Origin of the sequence: Zooshikella sp. RANM57 (assembly GCF_050749885.1) — a bacterium.
Lineage (GTDB): Bacteria > Pseudomonadota > Gammaproteobacteria > Pseudomonadales > Zooshikellaceae > Zooshikella.
Genome location: NZ_JBOIUB010000018.1, coordinates 22478 through 42561 on the forward strand (window position 1 = coordinate 22478; position 20084 = coordinate 42561).

At 43.0% G+C, this 20084-nt stretch carries 21 protein-coding genes; 8 read left to right on the forward strand and 13 right to left on the reverse strand.

Annotation, left to right across the window (positions count from 1 at the left end):
* Positions 1–5: 5 nt before the first annotated feature.
* On the reverse strand, positions 6–1427 hold the full coding sequence (leuC, locus tag ACQ96U_RS24195; protein WP_431723847.1) for a 3-isopropylmalate dehydratase large subunit: 1422 nt from the start codon (positions 1425–1427) through the stop codon (positions 6–8).
* A 207-nt stretch (positions 1428–1634) separates the two neighbouring features.
* Here leuC and ACQ96U_RS24200 point away from each other — a divergent pair, with 207 nt between their 5' ends.
* The gene (locus ACQ96U_RS24200) at positions 1635–2543 is read left to right on the forward strand and encodes a LysR family transcriptional regulator (RefSeq protein WP_431723848.1); all 909 of its coding nucleotides are present in this window, start codon (positions 1635–1637) and stop codon (positions 2541–2543) included.
* Positions 2544–2618: 75 nt separating this feature from the next.
* Complete coding sequence (locus tag ACQ96U_RS24205) at positions 2619–3122, forward strand: SixA phosphatase family protein (RefSeq protein ID WP_431723849.1); 504 nt, start codon at positions 2619–2621, stop codon at positions 3120–3122.
* Here the strand turns inward: ACQ96U_RS24205 and ACQ96U_RS24210 are convergent.
* From ACQ96U_RS24210 to prmB, 3 genes are all read right to left on the reverse strand, one after another.
* Entirely contained in the window at positions 3119–4282 is a 1164-nt protein-coding gene (locus ACQ96U_RS24210; protein WP_431723850.1) for an MFS transporter, read from the reverse strand. The genes ACQ96U_RS24205 and ACQ96U_RS24210 overlap by 4 nt on opposite strands.
* Before the next feature lie 22 nt (positions 4283–4304).
* Positions 4305–5435, reverse strand: coding sequence for a chorismate synthase (gene aroC, locus ACQ96U_RS24215; RefSeq protein WP_431723851.1), 1131 nt, complete (start codon positions 5433–5435; stop codon positions 4305–4307).
* A 124-nt stretch (positions 5436–5559) separates the two neighbouring features.
* A complete protein-coding gene (gene prmB / locus ACQ96U_RS24220; protein ID WP_431723852.1) occupies positions 5560–6498 on the reverse strand; it encodes a 50S ribosomal protein L3 N(5)-glutamine methyltransferase in 939 nt (312 codons plus the stop codon).
* Positions 6499–6653: 155 nt separating this feature from the next.
* Between prmB and ACQ96U_RS24225 the strand changes: the two genes are divergently transcribed.
* On the forward strand, positions 6654–7286 hold the full coding sequence (locus ACQ96U_RS24225; RefSeq protein ID WP_431723853.1) for a Smr/MutS family protein: 633 nt from the start codon (positions 6654–6656) through the stop codon (positions 7284–7286).
* Between the two features lie 102 nt (positions 7287–7388).
* Here ACQ96U_RS24225 and ACQ96U_RS24230 read toward each other — a convergent pair whose 3' ends face one another.
* Positions 7389–8114: a hypothetical protein gene (locus tag ACQ96U_RS24230; RefSeq protein ID WP_431723854.1), complete on the reverse strand. Its 726-nt coding sequence runs from the start codon at positions 8112–8114 to the stop codon at positions 7389–7391.
* 250 nt (positions 8115–8364) lie between these two features.
* On the opposite strand from ACQ96U_RS24230, the gene ACQ96U_RS24235 reads away from it, so the two are divergent.
* A complete protein-coding gene (locus ACQ96U_RS24235; protein ID WP_431723855.1) occupies positions 8365–9120 on the forward strand; it encodes a substrate-binding periplasmic protein in 756 nt (251 codons plus the stop codon).
* Here the strand turns inward: ACQ96U_RS24235 and ACQ96U_RS24240 are convergent.
* Together ACQ96U_RS24240 and ACQ96U_RS24245 are read right to left on the reverse strand one after the other, a co-directional pair.
* Entirely contained in the window at positions 9109–10017 is a 909-nt protein-coding gene (locus ACQ96U_RS24240; protein WP_431723856.1) for a dihydrodipicolinate synthase family protein, read from the reverse strand. The genes ACQ96U_RS24235 and ACQ96U_RS24240 overlap by 12 nt on opposite strands.
* A gap of 71 nt (positions 10018–10088) precedes the next feature.
* On the reverse strand, positions 10089–11357 hold the full coding sequence (locus tag ACQ96U_RS24245) for an NAD(P)/FAD-dependent oxidoreductase (RefSeq protein ID WP_431723857.1): 1269 nt from the start codon (positions 11355–11357) through the stop codon (positions 10089–10091).
* Positions 11358–11539: 182 nt separating this feature from the next.
* Here ACQ96U_RS24245 and ACQ96U_RS24250 point away from each other — a divergent pair, with 182 nt between their 5' ends.
* The 3 genes from ACQ96U_RS24250 (at position 11540) to ACQ96U_RS24260 (ending at position 14938) form a co-directional block, all read left to right on the forward strand.
* On the forward strand, positions 11540–12541 hold the full coding sequence (locus ACQ96U_RS24250; RefSeq protein WP_431723858.1) for a 4-hydroxyproline epimerase: 1002 nt from the start codon (positions 11540–11542) through the stop codon (positions 12539–12541).
* Positions 12542–12624: 83 nt separating this feature from the next.
* Positions 12625–14250, forward strand: a complete 1626-nt coding sequence (locus ACQ96U_RS24255) for an aldehyde dehydrogenase (NADP(+)) (protein WP_431723859.1) — start codon at positions 12625–12627, stop codon at positions 14248–14250.
* A 106-nt stretch (positions 14251–14356) separates the two neighbouring features.
* Positions 14357–14938, forward strand: coding sequence for a hypothetical protein (locus ACQ96U_RS24260; RefSeq protein WP_431723860.1), 582 nt, complete (start codon positions 14357–14359; stop codon positions 14936–14938).
* Between the two features lie 213 nt (positions 14939–15151).
* Here ACQ96U_RS24260 and ACQ96U_RS24265 read toward each other — a convergent pair whose 3' ends face one another.
* Entirely contained in the window at positions 15152–15568 is a 417-nt protein-coding gene (locus tag ACQ96U_RS24265; RefSeq protein WP_431723861.1) for a hypothetical protein, read from the reverse strand.
* A 177-nt stretch (positions 15569–15745) separates the two neighbouring features.
* On the opposite strand from ACQ96U_RS24265, the gene ACQ96U_RS24270 reads away from it, so the two are divergent.
* Positions 15746–16927 carry a glycoside hydrolase family 5 protein gene (locus tag ACQ96U_RS24270; RefSeq protein ID WP_431723862.1) on the forward strand — a complete coding sequence of 394 codons (1182 nt, stop codon included), beginning with the start codon at positions 15746–15748 and terminating at the stop codon, positions 16925–16927.
* Positions 16928–17099: 172 nt separating this feature from the next.
* Here ACQ96U_RS24270 and ACQ96U_RS24275 read toward each other — a convergent pair whose 3' ends face one another.
* The 5 genes from ACQ96U_RS24275 to ACQ96U_RS24295 all read right to left on the reverse strand — a co-directional run bounded on the left by ACQ96U_RS24275 (position 17100) and on the right by ACQ96U_RS24295 (position 20048).
* Entirely contained in the window at positions 17100–17522 is a 423-nt protein-coding gene (locus ACQ96U_RS24275; protein ID WP_431723863.1) for a hypothetical protein, read from the reverse strand.
* Positions 17523–17800: 278 nt separating this feature from the next.
* Positions 17801–18058 (reverse strand): hypothetical protein, encoded by a 258-nt coding sequence (locus tag ACQ96U_RS24280; protein WP_431723864.1) that lies wholly within the window; start codon positions 18056–18058, stop codon positions 17801–17803.
* A 77-nt stretch (positions 18059–18135) separates the two neighbouring features.
* Positions 18136–18507 carry a hypothetical protein gene (locus ACQ96U_RS24285; RefSeq protein ID WP_431723865.1) on the reverse strand — a complete coding sequence of 124 codons (372 nt, stop codon included), beginning with the start codon at positions 18505–18507 and terminating at the stop codon, positions 18136–18138.
* A gap of 112 nt (positions 18508–18619) precedes the next feature.
* Positions 18620–18802, reverse strand: coding sequence for a DUF6210 family protein (locus ACQ96U_RS24290; RefSeq protein WP_431723866.1), 183 nt, complete (start codon positions 18800–18802; stop codon positions 18620–18622).
* 187 nt (positions 18803–18989) lie between these two features.
* Entirely contained in the window at positions 18990–20048 is a 1059-nt protein-coding gene (locus tag ACQ96U_RS24295) for a transposase (RefSeq protein WP_431723867.1), read from the reverse strand.
* Positions 20049–20084 lie beyond the last annotated feature (36 nt).

Below are 20084 nucleotides of genomic sequence, written 5' to 3' on the forward strand. Positions count from 1 at the left end.
TCCCCCTACTGCCACTGTCTTATATCAACAAAATGACCAGCAATTGCAGCTGCTGCAGCCATTGCTGGACTCACTAAATGCGTTCTGCCACCAAAACCTTGTCGTCCTTCAAAGTTACGGTTTGATGTTGAGGCACAATGCTCACCCGCACCCAGCTTGTCAGCATTCATTGCCAAGCACATTGAACAACCAGGCTCCCGCCACTCCATTCCAGCATCCATAAAAATCTGGTGTAATCCTTCTTGCTCAGCCTGTGCTTTAACCAACCCTGAACCCGGTACAACCAGTGCCTGCTTAATGGTAGCTGCCACATGCTTACCTTTCACAACGTCTGCTGCTGCCCGTAAATCTTCAATACGAGCATTAGTACACGAGCCGATAAACACCCGATCCAGCTTAATATCACTGATCGCCATCCCAGGTTTCAATCCCATATACTGTAACGCTCGGTGAATACCTTCCCGACGGGCCGGATCTGTTTCCTGCTCAGGGTCTGGCACCTGACTGGTCACCGACGCCACCATTTCTGGAGAAGTACCCCATGTTACCTGGGGTTGAATATCAACCGATTGTAAAGTGATCACATCATCAAACTCAGCATCTGCATCGGATACCAACGTTTGCCAATACGCTACGGCTTGTTCCCAGTGCTCTCCTTGAGGTGCAAAAGGACGCCCTTGTAAATAATGAATTGTGGTTTCATCAACTGCAATCATCCCTGCTCGGGCACCGGCTTCAATGGCCATATTACAAACCGTCATCCGCCCTTCCATACTTAAGCTGCGAATACCTTCACCCGCAAACTCAATGGCATACCCAGTACCACCCGCGGTACCTATTTTGCCAATAATGGCCAGCACCACATCCTTCGCAGTCACACCATTTGGCAAAGCACCTTCCACCCGAATTTGCATGTTTTTCATTTTTTTTGTGACCAGGCACTGGGTAGCAAGCACATGCTCTACTTCGGAAGTGCCAATACCATGCGCTAAGGCCGCAAAAGCACCATGGGTTGATGTATGGGAGTCACCACAAACAACAGTCATCCCTGGTAAAGTTGCCCCCTGTTCTGGACCAACCACATGCACAATGCCTTGACGTTGGTCCTTCATGGAAAACTCATTAATACCAAAATGCTGGCAATTATCATCCAGGGTTTTAACTTGAATCTGAGAAATGGGGTCAGCAATACCAGCTATGCCATGCCTACGCTCTTGTGCAGTGGTAGGTACATTATGATCAGGTGTCGCCAGGTTAGTATCGAGACGCCATGGCTTTCGCCCAGCCATACGTAACCCTTCAAAAGCCTGAGGTGATGTCACTTCATGCAATAAATGTCGATCAATATAAAGTAAGGCAGAGCCATCATCTCGGGCACTGACAACATGGCTATCCCACAACTTGTCATATAACGTTTTGCCAGCCATTTGGCTATCCTCTTCATTTAGGCTAAACAGCAAACCCTGTGCTTGTGCTCTGAAATAATAACCAGGGCATTGGGCTATAAGTCACAGGCTATGCCAATAAAGGATTGTGATTATTGTATGCCTCCATGCTAATTTTTTGCCTCGAATAACACAAATTAATAATTTTTAATTATTGCATAAAAAAAAGGAATAGCTTAATGTTAAACTATGGACCCACAAACCTTACACGCATTTCTCGCAGTTGCTGAATCCAAGTCTTTTTCACTGGCCGCAGATCAGTTATGCCTAACACAGCCCGCGGTCAGTAAACGAATTGCGAATCTAGAGCAGTTATTAGATACCCGTTTATTTGATCGCTTTGGGCGACAAATTACCCTGACTGAAGCGGGTAATGCATTGTTACCACGAGCCTATCGTATCCTTGCCAACATTGAAGACACTTGCCGTGAGATTCGTAATCTCAGTGGTGAAGTGAATGGCCGGCTCGCGATTGCAACCAGCCACCATATTGGCTTACACCGCTTACCCCCCGTATTGCGTCAATTTAGCCGTACTTATCCTGAAGTCACCCTGGATATTCGTTTCTTAGACTCAGAACAAGCCTATGAAGCCATTCAGCATGGTGAGGTTGAGGTTGCCGTGATTACCCTGGCCCCCAGTCAGGTTGACCAAACAAGCAATGGCGCCAAACTGGTAACAGATTCTATTTTCAGCCAGTTAATCTGGCAGGACAAACTCAGTTTTGTGGTAGCACCAGATCATCCTTTGGCAAAACAGCATTCACTGACACTCGCACATTTATGCTCAACAAAAGCCGTTTTTCCTGGCAGTCATACCTTTACACATAGCATCGTCAAGCAAGCCTTTCGCGCTCGAGGTCTAACGCCAACGATTTCCATGACCACAAACTATTTAGAAACCATTAAAATGATGGTATCTATTGGACTGGCCTGGAGTGTATTGCCAGCGACTATGATCGATGATCAGTTAACCGCTTTGAATCCAGAAAATATCTCGCTTAATCGCAGCTTAGGCTATATTCACCACAGTGAGCGCACCCTATCCAATGCAGCCAGTGCATTTATAAAACAACTTAACAAACAAGTTGAACAATGAATTAACAAAACATAGTACTGGGCACCTCTAAAAATAATGACGTGTAATGAGGACACTTGATAAAGGAAGAAATACATGAAGGAACTCATTTTATTACGACACGCCAAATCAAGCTGGAAAGACAGTACGATCGAAGATTTTGACCGTCCTTTAAATAAGCGAGGAAAAACCATTGCGCCGCAAATGGGCCAAGTATTAGCGGATGTGGGTTGGATTCCACAATATATTATTGCCAGCCCAGCGAAACGGTGCCGATCAACCACTAAACTGTTACTGCCTTACTTTAAAATCAAACCCAAAAAAGTGCAGTGGGAAGAAATGATTTACGAAGCACCTACTTCTGCATTGTATACAGTCATCAGTGAAGTACCCGACTCGATTACCAGCTTAATGGTCATTGGTCATAACCCGGGTTTAGAAATGCTTGCCACTGAATTGGACAGTGCCTTCCCAGGTCATCTGACCACCTGTGCTGCAGTATGTATTGATCTCCCCATCCGCCATTGGCGTGATATTGGTCCTGATGCCGGGAAAGTGCGAGAGTGTTTACGTCCTAAAGACGTATTAAAAAAAGGTTAGCGTTCCTGAGGCAAAGCAATATAAATTACCCATAATCCAAAGATGCATACCAAACTGGCTATACTGAATGTCATCGTCGCCCCTAAACTATCCCAACCATAACCTGCAGCCAGCGCACCGAGTCCTGCACCCAGGCCAAAGCTAATGCCACTGTAAAGTGCCTGACCTCGCCCCGCCAGTTCCTCTGGGAAGTGGCGGTGGACAAATTCAATAGATGCCGCATGGCATGCACCAAAGGACAATGCATGAAGTAATTGCGCCAGAATAATTAACGCTAAGCTGTCTACCCACCAACCAATAATCAACCAGCGTAACGCTGCACCTAGCAGCCCCAGAATTAAACACCCACGAATACCCAACTTAGGCAGCAACTGATGCATAAATAAAAAAAGAATGATTTCAGCCAATACACCCAGCGCCCACAATGCACCTATGGCTGTATGGTTATAGCCATGATCCTGCAAGTGAATACTAAAAAATGTGTAGTAGGGTCCATGCGCCAATTGAACAAGTGCTGCGACCACTAAAAAGCCAAGCACAGGCCCTAATGGAAAACACGACACATTAGGTGTTAACAACGATGTTTCTGAAGCAATTTTAACCGGCTTTGGCAACATTAAACTAGCGAGCCATAATCCCCAAAATGCCAGCCAGACCAACCAAGGCACACTGTCCAGACTGATATAGTCCAGTAAACTACCCACACCAAATACAGCGACAATAAAACCAATCGACCCCCACAGTCGTATGCGACTATAAAACTGGGTTTGTCCCTGCAAAAAGCGCAGTGTAATCACTTCAAACAGTGGCAATACCGCATTCCAAAAAAAGCTAAAGCCAGCCATCACCAATGCCATAAGCCAAAAGTCTTCTGCCCAAAAGACGCCAGCAAAGGCCAGCACACTACAAAATGTACCCAGTCTTATGAGTTTTAATGAACAAAACAGATAGTCCGCCAGCAATCCCCACACCAATGGCGCAATGATTTTGGTCGCCATTAAAATGGCCAGGAGAATACCGATTTCACTAGGAGAAAAGCCTTGGCTTTGCAGGTAAGGAGCCCAGTAAGGCACCAAAATCCCTAAAATGACAAAGTACCAACCATAAACACCGGCCAGAGGACGCACTGGCACAGTGTTTGGAGAGTTGTCTACTGGCATAGACCAAACAACATTTTTATTCTTACTTACTACTGTCTGCTGAAGGCACCTGCGCGGGAATCACAGGCGTAGACACAGCAACATCCGCATTTTGACCACGGTGTCTTAAGTAGTGATCCATCAACACTAACGCGAGCATCGCTTCGGCAATAGGCGTGGCCCGAATCCCTACACACGGATCATGTCGGCCTTTAGTGACAACGGTGATGGGTTGACCGTGAATATCAATACTATCACCTGGCAAATGCAAACTGGAGGTAGGCTTAAGTGCAATGTGCGCGATGATATCCTGTCCACTGGATATACCCCCTAGGACACCACCGGCATTATTAGAGGTAAAGCCCTCCGGCGTTAATGCATCTCTATGCTCCGTGCCCTTTTGGGTGATTGAGTCAAAACCTGCACCGATCTCCACTCCCTTCACCGCATTAATACTCATCAAACCATGAGCAATATCCGCATCCAGTCGATCAAATATAGGCTCGCCTAAACCTGGCAACATACCCGATGCAACAACGGTTATTTTGGCCCCAATAGAATTACCTTCCTTGCGCAAGTCCTGCATGTAGGTTTCCAGCTCACTGACACGGCTGGGATCAGGACAGAAAAAGGGGTTGTTATTCACCGCCTCCCAATTCACATCGGCAAGACTGTCAGGCATCACCTTAATTGGACCTAGCTGTGACAAAAAACCACGAATGGTAATCCCTTTGGTTTGCAGATACTTTTTCGCTACGGCCCCTGCGGCAACCCGCATAGCGGTCTCTCTGGCAGAAGAGCGACCACCACCACGATAGTCTCTGATGCCATACTTCTGCCAATAGGTATAGTCAGCATGGGCAGGCCGAAACTGATCTTTGATATTGCCATAATCCTTTGAACGCTGGTCTGTATTTTCAATTAACAAACCAATCGGTGTGCCTGTGGTTACGCCTTCAAACACGCCAGATAAAATTTTCACCGCATCCGGTTCACGCCGCTGAGTAGTAAACTTTGACGTGCCCGGTTTACGCCGATCAAGCTCCTGCTGAATATCTGCCTCTGTCAGTGGTAATCCCGGAGGACAGCCATCAATAATACAGCCCAGTGCTAACCCATGGCTCTCACCAAATGTTGTCACTGTAAATAAGGTTCCAAATGTATTACCCGCCATGAATTGATTCTCTACTGCGTATTTACATTTACTGATTACTTGCTTCGTTTATTACACTCAATAAAACACTTAACATATTACCAAGCACAGTGATCGTCGTGCATTAATGCGTAAAAATGTATAATTAAAAATCACTCAGTGCCTGTTTAAAATCCACTTGAAATTGACGACATTGTGCTGCATCTAATAACAACACACCATCTCCACCATGCTCAAAAGCCAGCCAATTAAAAGGCACTTGGGGAAATTTATCCTGCAATGCCCACTGACTATTCCCTACCTCCACAATCAACAAGCCTTTTTCTGTCAGATAATCTGCTGCTTGTGCCAATATCTGTACGGCATGAAATAAGCCATCCTCACCAGATGCCAATCCATGCTCAGGCTCATGATGAAACTCTGGAGGCATATCATTTAAATCTTCAGCATCCACATAAGGCGGATTGCTCACAATAATATCGAACGGCTGCTGTGGTATGCCCTGGAACAAGTCCGCTTCTATTGCAGTGACGCGATCATCCAGCTCATGCTTATCAATATTAATGGTCGCCACCTGTAGTGCATCATGGTCTATATCAGACAGCACCACTTCGGCTTCCGGAAATGCATAGGCGGCGGCTATACCAATACAGCCACTGCCCGTACACATATCCAGAATGCGCGACACCGTTTGCTCACCCAACCAAGGCTGAAATTGTTGATCAATTAACTCAGCAATCGGTGAGCGAGGTACCAGTACACGCTCATCAACATAAAAGGGTAGCCCACAAAACCAAGCTTGATTGACCAGATAGGCACTAGGGATTCGTTCAATAACACGTCGGGAGACTAAACTAGCAACATGAGCTCTTTCTTCTATGGTCAGCCTGCTATCCAACACCCGCTGATCAATATCCCAGGGTAAATGAAGACTTTGCAAAATCAGGTGAACTGCTTCATCCCAACCATTATCAGTACCATGCCCATAAAATAATTCAGCCTCATTAAAGCGACTGTACGCCCAACGGATGAAGTCACGGACTGTTTCTAAACCGTCAAAAGCAAGCTTTTGCTGACCTACCACATTCGTCTCCTATTGGCCAAAGCTATTGACTATCATTAACGAGACGCTATGTTAACGCAAAGTTAACGATGATGCTGTTTTTCTATTCAAGTAGCGCATGAAGACAGTAACATTGTGTTTTTATTTTAGTGCTGTAGGTTTTAATGGTTTTCCTCATGGCTGATGCTAAACGTCCATCTGATGCTGTAAAAGCAGATACTCCAAATACGCCTAATAATAGCAGTGCACTCAATGAGGATGATAAAACCGTCTTTAATGAAGCGATGAAAGGAGTAAAGCGTTACCAGCACAACAAAGTCATTCATACCACCTCAGAACCCCACCCCCACCATGCGGCGTTACCTACTCGTCGCCTGGCGGCAGAGCAAGCAATCACTCAAGATGTTGATGGCTTATCCGACACTCTCTTACTTCCGCTAGGACCTGAAGAATCTGTTGAATATCGACGCTCTGGCGTACAACTCAGTCGTATGCGCAAGCTCAAACAAGGCCAGTTACCCGTTGAGTATTGCCTGGATTTACATGGATATCGTGTAGAAGAAGCTCGAACGACACTCATGGCCTTTTTGGGCTTTGCTCAAGCCAACAATATGCGTTGTGTGAAAATCATTCATGGTAAATCACACCGTCGCAAATCGTCTCGCCCTACCCTCAAAGATTACCTAAATACCTGGCTACGGCAGATCCCTTGTGTTCAGGCTTTTTGTACTACGCCATCGGTCGATGGTGGAACGGGGTCAATGTATGTCCTGGTGAACCGACAACAACACCGAAAAAATAATGTATAAAAACTAAAAACGGAATAATGAAGCTTCATTACTCCGTTTAATGATTCAGATAAAAAATTCAGTAAAAAAAAATTTAACCCATTAATTAAAACAGGTAATTACTTAAAACAGATAGTTTTCACCTTTGTTATTATCCCAATAGGTTTCTCCTGCAACCTGATAACGTAACGCAAATTCAATAGCCCGATTTTTGGGATAAATATAAGGAAGATAAAGTACCCAGGATTCACGCCCATCGTCTAATGCGCTAACGTAGCGACCAACAGAAGATTCATACCATTGATCACTATCCGCCAAACGGTAAACCATTTGCACTGTTTTTTCGTAGCCTAAGTTGGCAACCGCCACATGAACGGTCAAGTCTGCACACAGTCCATAACAGCCAAGACCTCTTCCCCTTTCCGCCGTCATAAATTGAACAGGCTTACGTTGGAAGTTTTCTTTGGCTAAAAAATTATGACCATAATTATTATCCCAATACCATGTGCCATTCGCCTGCATCCCCACCGCGAACTGAACAGGTGATTGCTGTGAAGGAATATTCACTTCAAAAAACCAACGCTCCTGGTTGTTATCAAGTGTCGCTTGATAATAGGCATCCCCTGTATACCATGACTGGCCATCAACCGTATATTTCACAACAACCTGCTTATCTGCCGCTAAGTTTTCTACTGTCATCGCCACAGATAAATGACCACATGCGCCATAACAACCCAGCCCTGTACCAATGGTGGCTTTTTCTAATTGAACCGCATGACCAGCCCAACTCATGCTCGATAGCAAGCAAAGCAAGCCTGTAAATAACCATTGATGAAATTGCTTTAACATAAACTATGTCCTTTTACATTGTTGCTCACCTCCCTGTAACCAGCGCATGTGTTATACCACAAAATACAAGACACTTGCTGTTTATTTCTAATATCTGTTCCACTTATCGCCTTCTTTAGCACCCATTTACCAGCCAATGAGGCTACTCAAGTGATGGTTTTTAAATCAACCAAAAACAGTTCAGCTATGCTAAAGACAAGACACAAAGATGGCTTTCAATTTCTTAAAGGAGAGCTAAGGTGCAGTTAGCATGAGGTCCATGAGACATCAATGGATAAGCATCTTGTTTGCAGCCATAACACTGAGTGTTAATGCTAAGGACTTGATAAAAATAGGATTTGTACCCCATGGTCCACCGATTGATGCCATGGAAGAGCATACGTTAATAGGCGGTATTGTCTTCGAGGTAGGCACCGCCATTGCCCATGAAGCGGGCTATATTGCGGTGTTCCACGCAATACCAACGAACCGTGCAGAAGAGTGGCTAGCAGAGAATAAAATTCATATGCTTTGTTTGTACAACAGACATTGGCTCAAAAAACCTGAACGTTTTATATGGGGACCCGATTTAACCCACTATCAGGAGTACTTTATCTTGAATAAAGATACGCCTGATATTAAAAGCTATGAACAACTACAAGGCATGACTGTTGCGGCACGCTTAGGCTACACCTATAGCCCTCAACTGGAAGCACTGTTCACAAAAGAATATTCAGTCCGCCTCAACCGACAGGATACTGATTCATTGTATCGTTTATTAACACTGAAGCGGGTTGACACCCTGATTGACAATACCTGGTCTTATTACTATCGGCAAAAGAACAACCCAGACTTTACTTTACGCTTATCAAGCCTCAGGGATGCTCACTACCCATTAACCTGCTTATGTGCAGAGCAGTCCCCTGAAATCAGTAAAACATTAGTGCAGAGTATGAATAACCTGCTTAATCAAGGCAAAATTCAACAGCTAATGGTGAAATACCTGTCACCTAAATTACATAATTGATAAGTCTGGGCGATGAGCCATAGCGTGCTCAACAAGATTGATCACTTGTTGCCGCGCTTCACTTTGTAAAGGGCGACGAGGTGCACGAACCCATTCAGCGCCTTGTCCACACAACTGATCCACCAATTTAATACATTGCACTAAGGTAGGTAATGTATCTAAGCGCAGCAATGGTAAAAACCAGCGGTATAATGCTCTTGCTTCAGCAAGTCGCCCCGCCTGAGCCAGTTGATACAGTGTGACAGACTCTTTTGGAAAGGCATTAGTAAGCCCTGACACCCAACCTTTTGCTCCTAACAGCAAACATTCCAACGCAATATCATCAACCCCACCAAAGACAATAAAACGCTCATCAAAATGGTTAAAAAGCTCAGTAATACGACGTGTGTCAGCTGATGATTCTTTAATTGCCACGATATTTGGACATTGGACCAATTGTGCCATCACCTCAATAGACACATCGACCCCATAAACCGCCGGATTGTTGTACACCATAATGGGTATATCCGGAAAATGGTTCGCCACTGTCTGATAATGAGTAATTGTTTCGGCTTCTGATGCTGAATACACCATGCCAGGTAATAACATAATACCATCAACACCCACTTGCTTTGTTTGTTGGATATAATGAATAACACCTTGTGTTGTATATTCAGCCGCACCAGATAATAAAGGAACTCGACCTGCTACCGCTTCTTTAACAGCGGATAACAATTTTATTTTTTCACTTTCATGTAAAGAGCAATTTTCCCCCACGGTGCCCAAGGCAATAATACCATGAACGCCCTCGCGAATAAGATGATCCACTTGCTGTTGGGTAGCCGCATAATTAATGGATTCATCTTGATTAAATTGTGTGGTTATCGCAGGAAAAACGCCTTTCCAATTGATATCCATCTTGGCTTGCCCCTCCTTGGGTTGATTATTATAGAACTCATCTTTGTAAGTATATTTTGTATTTATATGTATCAAAATCGAGATAATTGATACGGTGTTAAATCAATATTACTCCGTTTACCTGTCACCAAATGACTCACTAATAACGCGGTGATCGCCGCTTGTGTTAAACCCAGGTGTTGATGACCAAAAGCAAAATAAACGCCTTTATCTTCATCAATTACGGGTAAAGAATCAGGTAGTGATGGCCGGCAGCCCATCCAACATTGTGATGCACTAATTTTCTGCTCAGGCAACCCAGGTAATAGCGCCTGAGCATGAGGTAAAAGCATCTTAGCTCGCCGCATATTAGGGGGTAATGACAAACCTGCAAACTCTACCGTACCCGCCAGGCGTAGCCCTTCATTCATTGGTGTCATAATAAACTTACGCTCGCCAGAGGTAACAGGCATCGTAATAATATTTTGATAACCCTGTAAATTTAAATGGTAACCTCGTTCTGTATCTAAAGGGATTTTTTTTCCTGTTAACTGATAAACCCAAGGTTTAGACCACGCGCCTGTCGCAAGCACTAACCGAGGCACCCACCATGATTTTCCAGTCGTTGTTTTAACCTTAATGCCCTGATGTTTACCATTGTGTTTTCGCCTAAGCTCAAGTACTTCTGCTTGTTTAAATAATCCACCCTCACGACGAAAATAATTAAATAGTTGTGTCGCAAATTGCCAAGGATTAACCGTGTGCCACGTATCCGGAAAGAAAATGCCTGCTTTTATGTTGGTATTTAAGGCTGGCTCACTTTTTAAAACACACGCACCAGACATTAATTCATATTGAACCCCTTGCGCCTGCATAGCTTTTAATTGATTCAAGTAACTTAAATAGGCTCGTTGAGTTTCAAACACTAACATTGAACCCTGACAACGAATTAATGTTTTCAACCCTGTACGCGACAATAAATCACGATAAGCTAATAATGCATTATTATTTAACGCGGCTATGCCATTACTATTTTGTTGGTATTTTTGTGTCGACATTTGTCGTAGAAAACGTAACCACCAGGGCATGACCTTAAAGAAATAACGCCACTGAATAGCCACAGGACCAAAAGGATTTAACAACATAGAGGGAAGCTGCCAGGCAAGCTGTGGTGAGGCTAAAGGCAATACTTGTTCTGTCGCAAAATGGCCCGCATTGCCTTTGGATGCCCCCATAGCAGGAGGCTCACGATCCACTAAGACGACTTTAAAACCTTGCTCCTGCAAGAAAATTGCACAACAAATACCAATAATTCCCGCCCCTATGACAGCAATATCACCTTCTACTGGCATCTTTATCATTTTTTTTATCAGCCGAATCAAAAACAGGTAAAGATTAATTCATACTTATTCTTCTGATACTCTCTTAAAATAATGACGTTTAAATGACGCAAATTATTTTAAGAAAAAATGAATACATATTTTTGACTTTTAGATTAACCACTTTTACAGTAAATTCAAAACACAATAATAAGAGAAAAACGATGCGTAAAGGGACTTTTTTTTGTATTGATGCCCATACCTGCGGTAATCCAGTCCGTTTGGTCACCAGCGGTCACCCCCACTTAAAAGGGGAAACGATGAGTGAAAAACGTCAGTATTTTCTTCAGCATTATGACTGGATTCGGCGAGCATTAATGTTTGAACCACGTGGACATGCTATGATGTCTGGCGCTTTTTTATATCCGCCTTGTTCTAAAACAGCCGACGCCAGTATTTTATTTATTGAAACCAGTGGCTGCTTACCCATGTGTGGACATGGCACGATTGGTACTGTTACGGCTGCATTAGAATCTGGCTTATTACACCCTCAACACCCTGGAAAATTAATACTCGATACACCTGCTGGGACAATACATCTTAATTATAAAACACAAGGTAACTATGTCAGTGAAGTGACCTTATTTAATGTTCCCGCCTTTTTACTTCACCAGGATGTCAACATTAATTTCCCGGAATTGGGTGAACTCTCGATTGATATTGCATTTGGTGGAAATTTTTACGCCATTATTGACCCCCAGCCTAACTATCAGGGGTTAGCATCACTTTCTGCCCAGCAAATTTTACACTACAGTCCGCGTATTCGTGAGCTACTTAACCAAGCAGTTACCTGCCAACACCCCCTTGATAAAACCATTTCAGGCGTCAGCCATATACTCTGGACAGGTACGCCAACCCAACCTGAAGCCACCAGCCGTAATGCCGTATTTTATGGCAGTAACGCCATCGATCGTTCCCCTTGTGGTACGGGTACCAGCGCCCGAATGGCGCAGTGGGCCGCCAAAGGCCGCCTGGAAGCAGGAGATCAATTTGTTCATGAAAGCATTATTGGCAGCCTATTTACTGGACGAGTAGAGGCTATGACGGAGGTGAGTCACTACCCTGCCATTCTCCCCAGTATTACTGGCTGGGCTAAAGTCACGGGTCATAACAGCATTTGGGTTGATACCGATGACCCATATTGGCAAGGCTTTGAGGTAAAGTAACCTGTCATCAACCAAGGATACCATGGACTTTTGACTTTTTAGCTCTTCAACCGAATAACAAAACAACACGCAAGGATGCACCTATGTCACACATGTCGTCTTCCTCATCACTTCCCATGCTACCTTCACTTACTGGCTTGTCTTATATTGCCGGAGAATGGAGTAAACCCAAAGACCAACTTACCTTTAACGCATACAATCCAGCCACGGATGAACTCTTACCCACCCACTACTGTGAGGCAGACCAAAAACTAGTCGATTTAGCCGCAACGAAAGCACAGTCTGCCTTTACAGATTACCGCTCTTTTTCAGTTAAAGAACGCTCAAACTTTTTAAGCGCTATTGCCAGACAGCTTCAACAACTTGGACCTGGTATTATTGAGCAAGCCATTAATGAAACCGCTCTTCCTGAAACCCGTCTTACCAGTGAATTGCAACGGACCATTAATCAGCTCAAGCTATTTTCAGACCTTCTCATACAAAATCAAAGCTTACACCCCATTATTGATCGCGCCGATCCTGACCGTCAGCCTCTCCCCAAGCCAGATATACGACAAACACAGCTCCCCCTAGGACCCGTTGTCGTATTTGGCGCCAGCAATTTCCCTCTGGCATTTTCAGTCGCAGGTGGTGATACCGCATCAGCATTAGCCGCTGGTTGTCCCGTGATTGTGAAAGGCCACCCTCTACATCCTGGTACTGCCGAATTTGTCGCTTATGCTATTGATCAGGCCATTAAAGAAACAGCCATGCCTGCGGGTATTTTTTCTCTGCTGCAAGGACAGCAACATTCGCTAAGTGAAGCCCTGGTCAAACACCCCACTATTAAAGCCGTTGGTTTTACAGGCTCTCTACAAGCAGGTCGGCATTTATATAACCTTGCCTGCCAACGCCCAGAACCGATTCCTTTTTATGGCGAGTTGGCGGCCAGCAACCCTGTTTTTATCTTGCCTGATGCCCTTAAACAACAACATGAAGTCATTGCAGAAAACCTATGCAAATCATTTACCCTGAATGCTGGACAATTTTGTACGAAACCTGGTTTAGTTTTAGTAATTGATGATGAAAATTTATCAGTATTTATCGAAACACTGAAAAATCTGTGTGCACAACAACCCGCTCAAACCATGCTGTCTTCAATGATATATCAACATTATATTCAGCAATGTGATAAACGACAGTCGATACCTGGTGTTATTACCCTCACATCGGGCCGCCCCAGTCAAGGTGCAAATCAAGCCCAGGTGCAATTACTATCCACCTCAGCAAAACACTTTTTAAAACACCCAGAATTAGAAAAAGAGTTATTTGGACCAACAACACTACTTATTAAGTGCTCAACTCAAGAAGAGTTAATAGCACTGGCGAAGCAATTATCAGGGCAATTAACGGCGTCTATTTTTCAGCAAAATAATACGCCACTGGTTCAACAATTACTGTTTATTCTACAGCAACGCGTAGGTCGAATAATATTTAATGGTTTCCCTACAGGAGTGGAAGTTAATCATGCCATGCACCATAGTGGTCCTTACCCCGCTACGACCAATAATCACTTTACTTCTGTTGGCAGCCAGGCTATTCAACGCTTTCTACAACCTTGCTGTTATCAAAATACGCCAGATAAATTACTTCCGCCTGAATTACAAAACGCCAATCCATTAAATCTCTGGCGTTGTGTTGACGGTAAATTAATGCAAAGCGGGTGGTAAAATAAAGCTTGATACTGCAAAGTATACCTGTCGCTAATTATTTTTAATAATTAAGAAAAAATAAATATACCCCGAGCGATGGGTATTTACATAAGGACAGCCCCCAATGAAAATCATTAAACTATTATCCATTGGACTCATCATTATACCTACATTATCGATTGCTGAAGATAAATACGAACTTGGCATTCCATGGTGGGGTGGATATGGGCAAAAAACCGTTGTTAACTGTTCTAATACTTATTTTGCAAATAGCATTGCCAATTATGACCACGGCAATAATGATCAATCTGCTTACAAAGCTACCTGTCAAAAAATGAGTGACTTTTTATCCGGCTATAATGTTTCTCATACCGCATGTGTCACTCAACATGTCTCTTGGTGGGGTGGAGCAGGTTATAAAACGTGGTCTTACTGCCCTGATGGTAAATATGCTGTTGGCTTTGCAAACTACGACTATGGTAATAATGACCAGTCTGTCAATCAAATGCGTTGTTGTGGCATTGTTGATGGTCCAGCACAGCATAGTAGCAGTTATGTAAAAGAAGTCCTTTGGTGGGGAGGAAAAGGCGCAAAAACCCCTTCAGATTGTGATCCTGGATATTTCATTACTGGCATAAGAAACATTGATTATGGTAACAATGACCAAGCCGTTGTTCAAATAAAATGTACTATGCCACAACCATAATCAGCAATAGTTGTTGTATATTTATTTATGTGAATTAGTATCTAAAAACCCTTAAATGCAATACTCAACGGTTGATTTTATAGCAGTATAGTTTAGTCGACTGTTGAGGTTTATTATGTAGTGGCCAACAAAAACTGACCACGGTTTTATCGGTATTAAAAGCTCATTTCTTTTTGGTTTGCGACCATGCCCAACGCTAGGTTGATGCTGTTGCTATTCAGTTTTATACACTCGTCTTCTATATTCTTTTATTGATGCGTTTTCACAATCAACCGTTTGAATATAAAAGTTACGTTCAGCCCACATTATCTCCAGATCGTATACACAAAATGAATACTTATTGGGGTCCTCAACCCAGGCACCCCCTTCTTTTACTGACACAGAATGAAACAGTTCATTACCGTTTAACCACCAGCAAACGATAAGATACTCTCTTTCCTCACCATCATGAAATATGGCATAAGCTGGGATATCCGCCCAATTTAACGCTTTTTCATTTTTTACCGCCGCAAGCCTTTCAATATATTTTGAAGCATCTACTTTTGACCCAGAAAAAGAAATGGAATAAAGCTTCATACCATCTGGATCGGTGTATTCAGTTACACACTCAACCTTTCGTTTTAAAAACATCAATATCTCCCTAATGACTAACGTATCTCTTTGGGGTAGCTGAAAATTTTACACAATCTTGACATTTCTCCAATACAAATATGTTTTACTCGTGGTCTTTCAATTTCACGTTTATCAGTACGCTTCTCATTCCATATTCTTATGAGTGGCTTACAACACTATGTGAGACTTATACAAATGAAGAGTATCCTTATCTTTTGTATTTTACTTATTCAGCTTCCCTTCTTAAACAGGGCATCGGCATTCGATAAACTTTCATTTTGGAATGAACCACAACACGGAGCCAATAGCTTTAATCGTTTACCCCCCAATCAGGAATATTTCAATGCATTAAAAAACTATGGCGCAACGTGGGTTCGCTTAACGTATGATAAATGGAAAGGAGAAAATAAAGACTTTTTATTAGGTAATACTAATCATTATAAGACATTATCAGCCAAAGACCTTACTATCTTAATGGATACACTTGACCGCGCGAATAAAGCGAAGTTAAAAGTTGTCATCTCACCATTATCCCTACCCTACTTACGTTGGTCCCAAAACAATGGGGATCAGTATGATGGTCAGCTCTGGCAGAAAAAATCAAACTGGCTACTTGCTGCTAAATTCTGGCAAGATTTAGCTCGAAACCTTAAAGATCATCCTGCCGTCATTGCCTATAATTTAATCAATGAACCCACACCAGAAAAAAATAGTGGCTTGAAAGAACATGCCGATTTAGCCGCCATGAATGCCTGGTATAAAAAACACAAAGGCAGTGCTAGAGACATCATTGCATTTTATGAAACGATTATCCAAGCTATTCGCGTGGTTGACCCTAAGACACCTATAATGGTGGACGCTGGGTGGTATGCCGCTGCTGATGCTTTCAACTATTGGCCAAGCGCATTATCAGACAACCGAGTGCTTTATAGTTTTCATATGTATGAACCGTATGATGCGACCAGTGGCCCAAACCTTCGAAGGAAAAAACCTTATCAATACCCAGGTAATGTCCCTTTTGCAAATGGTGTCGAATACTGGGATGCTAAAAGGGTAGCTAAGTATCTACAACAACCTATAAATTGGGCAAAGACAAACAATATACCTAAAAGCCGACTCGTTGCAGGAGAATTTGGTTGTGTTCGGCAACTACCAGGATGTAAAACCTATCTTAAAGATGTATTAACATTTCTGGATCAAGAAAATCTTCACTGGGCATTTTATAGCTTTAGAGAAGATACCTGGGATGCCATGGATTACGAGCTTGGTACAGAAAAAGTGCATTGGAAATATTGGGATGCTATGGAAAAAGGCCAGCCTGATCCCATTAAACGACAATCCACCCCACTGTTTAAAATCATTCAAAATAGACTTTAGTTTTAGTATTCCCACGGTAGGCAGTAAGCTAAAGCCCCACAATAAACGGCAGTATTTACTTTATAAAAACTACAACATAACGCTGCATTGAGCTGCCGATGGCCAATATCATCTCAATAAATATCGAAGCCTGTTCCATCGGTCCGCTCTAATGCGTAGTTAGGTCGCACCTCTAACCACGCCCAGAACTGAGCGCCTTGCGAACATCAGCAAGCAGCTGGCGCAACGAACCTCGATAGAGCCATATAACTCCACAAATGCCGTAGAGCCCGAAGGACGCAAGGAAGTTCGCGGACCGCATGTACTCCAGGGCTACCGGGTCTTTGAAGTACCAATAGATGGCATAGCAGCCGTCGACTGTGAACCAAGTAGTAAACAGAGCCAGCGGGACGTGGCGCCAGTTTCGCTCCAGGAAGGTTCGTAGGCTACAAGGCGCTGTGAGGTAGGTAAACCCAGCCATGATGAAGCTGATCGAGACATCCCAGTCTGGGGCAGGCGTGTAGATTGAACCGAGGATCAAGAGTGCAATGCCGCAAGCAAGTGAGAACAGCTTCCAGGGCCTGAGGTACTCATTGAAGCTGTAGAAGTAGGCCATCCCGATCGCCTCTTGTGCAACCTAACGGATTGCTGTGGGGCGCGCGGTCGTTTTGCCCGTCCTTACCAGCAAATGGTTAGGTGATTAATCAATAAGATTGTCGAGTTCACCAGAAACCAAATTGAATATTTCACTCTGGTCCAACTCAACCTCTTCAAATGATCTGCAAGTTACTTCAAACATTACATCTTTAAAACATGCCACAAAATGCTTCTTTCCTCCAAATAAAATATCATAATGACGGGGATGGCACCTATTACCTTCCATTTGCGCCTTAATCAAAGGTGAGTTGATAACTTCATAAACCCATACAGCAAAGGGCCAAACTTGCTCAGAGGATGAGCACCTCTTGCTTCATCATTTGGGCCACCATACTTGATATTAGAAGAATCAAATTTTAGAGCCCGGATAATATCGCCTTCTTTTCCAAGAAAGAGATAGGTTTTATGTTGGGTGGCAATTACAAAGTTTTCATACATAAAGCTGTAGAGCCTGCTCAATTCAATTTCATTAATTTTTGGCTTTTTATCAAACATTATTTCCTACCTTGCCACACCTAACGTCGCAACTCTACGGCGAGGGAACCGAGTCCACAGTAGTGGCTTGTTCGCTTTTATTCATTTCCTATTGGGTATTGAGACAACATGATCCCAATACCAAGCTCCCCCGCTAGACGAAGCAGCTCTGATTGAAAAAAATCACTCTGTACAACAACATCTCTACGTTCGATGGCGAAATCCAAACATGCTTCTTCAATAGTTTTCACGCTCATTAGCTCTTTGAGCTCTTTTCGATTTACATTTAAATACTCAATAGCGTCTGCTTTTTGTATTTCAAATTCATCAAAGTCTGCTTCGCTCACAAGGTATCGTGCGCCAGAACATGAATTGATTTTACCATCTGGTTTATTTGGGAACTTTGGTTTGCCCTTTTCCCAGGTGGAGTCCGGCAATAAACCACTGCTTGGAAATTTATTTAAATTCATATTCGTTCCACTTATTCTTAAAATGCAGCTCATTTAGAACCTTACTTTTGCAAACGAACGCACTGCTTTGGGGCGCCATTTTTGAGAGTCCATAACAGCAGATTGTTCGCTTTTAATCACTATTCGGATAAGTTAATACTGCTTCATTTCCAAGATCTTCAACTGAAAATAAATGGTTTTTAGCCAGCTCAACATAAATCCACGCATCATGGGATTCTTTCAATCTCGATCTATTCAAAAAAACAGGACACCCACTTTTTGATGACAACCAACTTATAAAGCAACACATACACATATTTAAAATTAGCAGCAAATAGCTATATTAGTTGATTTTGAGTGTAAATTCATAAAGTAGATATGGTATCTCGATGCAAACGACACCCTACAAAAGTCTTTTGATAAGTAAAGCCTGTGAATGGTTATCAAATGTTCTTAAGTACACTATTCATTAGCGCGTGGTAATTTCTTTTCCTGCCATCATGTTAAGTATATTGAACACGACTGACCGAAAATAATTGCTTAGCAAGTCTAATGCCTTTAATAAATTTACGCTGCCATTGCACTACTGCTTTTTGCATACTATTTTCCGTTCCAACCACATCAATAAAACGCTTTTCTTTTCGGCTTACATACGCAAGCAATTCATCTTTATTGATATTTAAACGCTCAATAATAGGTGGCTGTTGCTCGCTGATGGCACCGCGTTTATTATCACGGATAGCGCGTCCCAACCAATCCACTAATTGCAAATAGTCTTTTAAACTGAAGGGGATTGTCGTTTTCTTTCCTTGTTTTTCATTACCTGAAAAACGTAATAGAGGTACAACAGGTAGGGTTTGTTTTGGCAATTTTGTTTTTCGTACAAAAGTCTGGTTTCGTGGTTTTCTTTTTTGTTGCCGCTTGGCCCACGTGATCATTCGTGCTTGGATCGATGTAAAATCTGATGCTTCCGGTGTATCGGCCATACCGGCACGGACAGGATTTAAGTCCACATAACTCATGCAGGTTAATAATGCCGATTCATCTAATAAAGCCTGACTTTTAAAACGTCCCTCCCAAAAGCGTCCTTTACAACCATCTTCATCATTGGCCCAACGGGCAATAGGCTCATTTAAACAACGCATAAACCAGGATAAATCCGATAACCGTTGTCGCCATTGCTGCACAATAGCATTAACAACGTTAAGTTCAGCTTTATCCAGCGTTGCTCCCGCTAAATAACGCTGAATCATAGGAGGGCCTTGATACAACTTGCGCCAACGACGAATCACTTCATCATCAGTCCATTGTTCAGCCTTTTCTTCATCAATGCGAACCACTAAATGATAGTGATTCGACATCACCGCATAGGCACAGATATCAATCGCAAACACCTTAACTAGCTCAGTCAGCCTTTCCACCATCCACGCTTTACGATGATCAAAATTTTGACCTGTCACTCTATCATCGCCACACAAAAAAGCGCGGCGTACACAGCGACAGATACAATGGTAATACGGTGTATCCTGAACACTCACCAACTGACTTCGTGGCCTAGTCATCCTTAAACCTCTAACTACAACTGATCAAATTTCAGA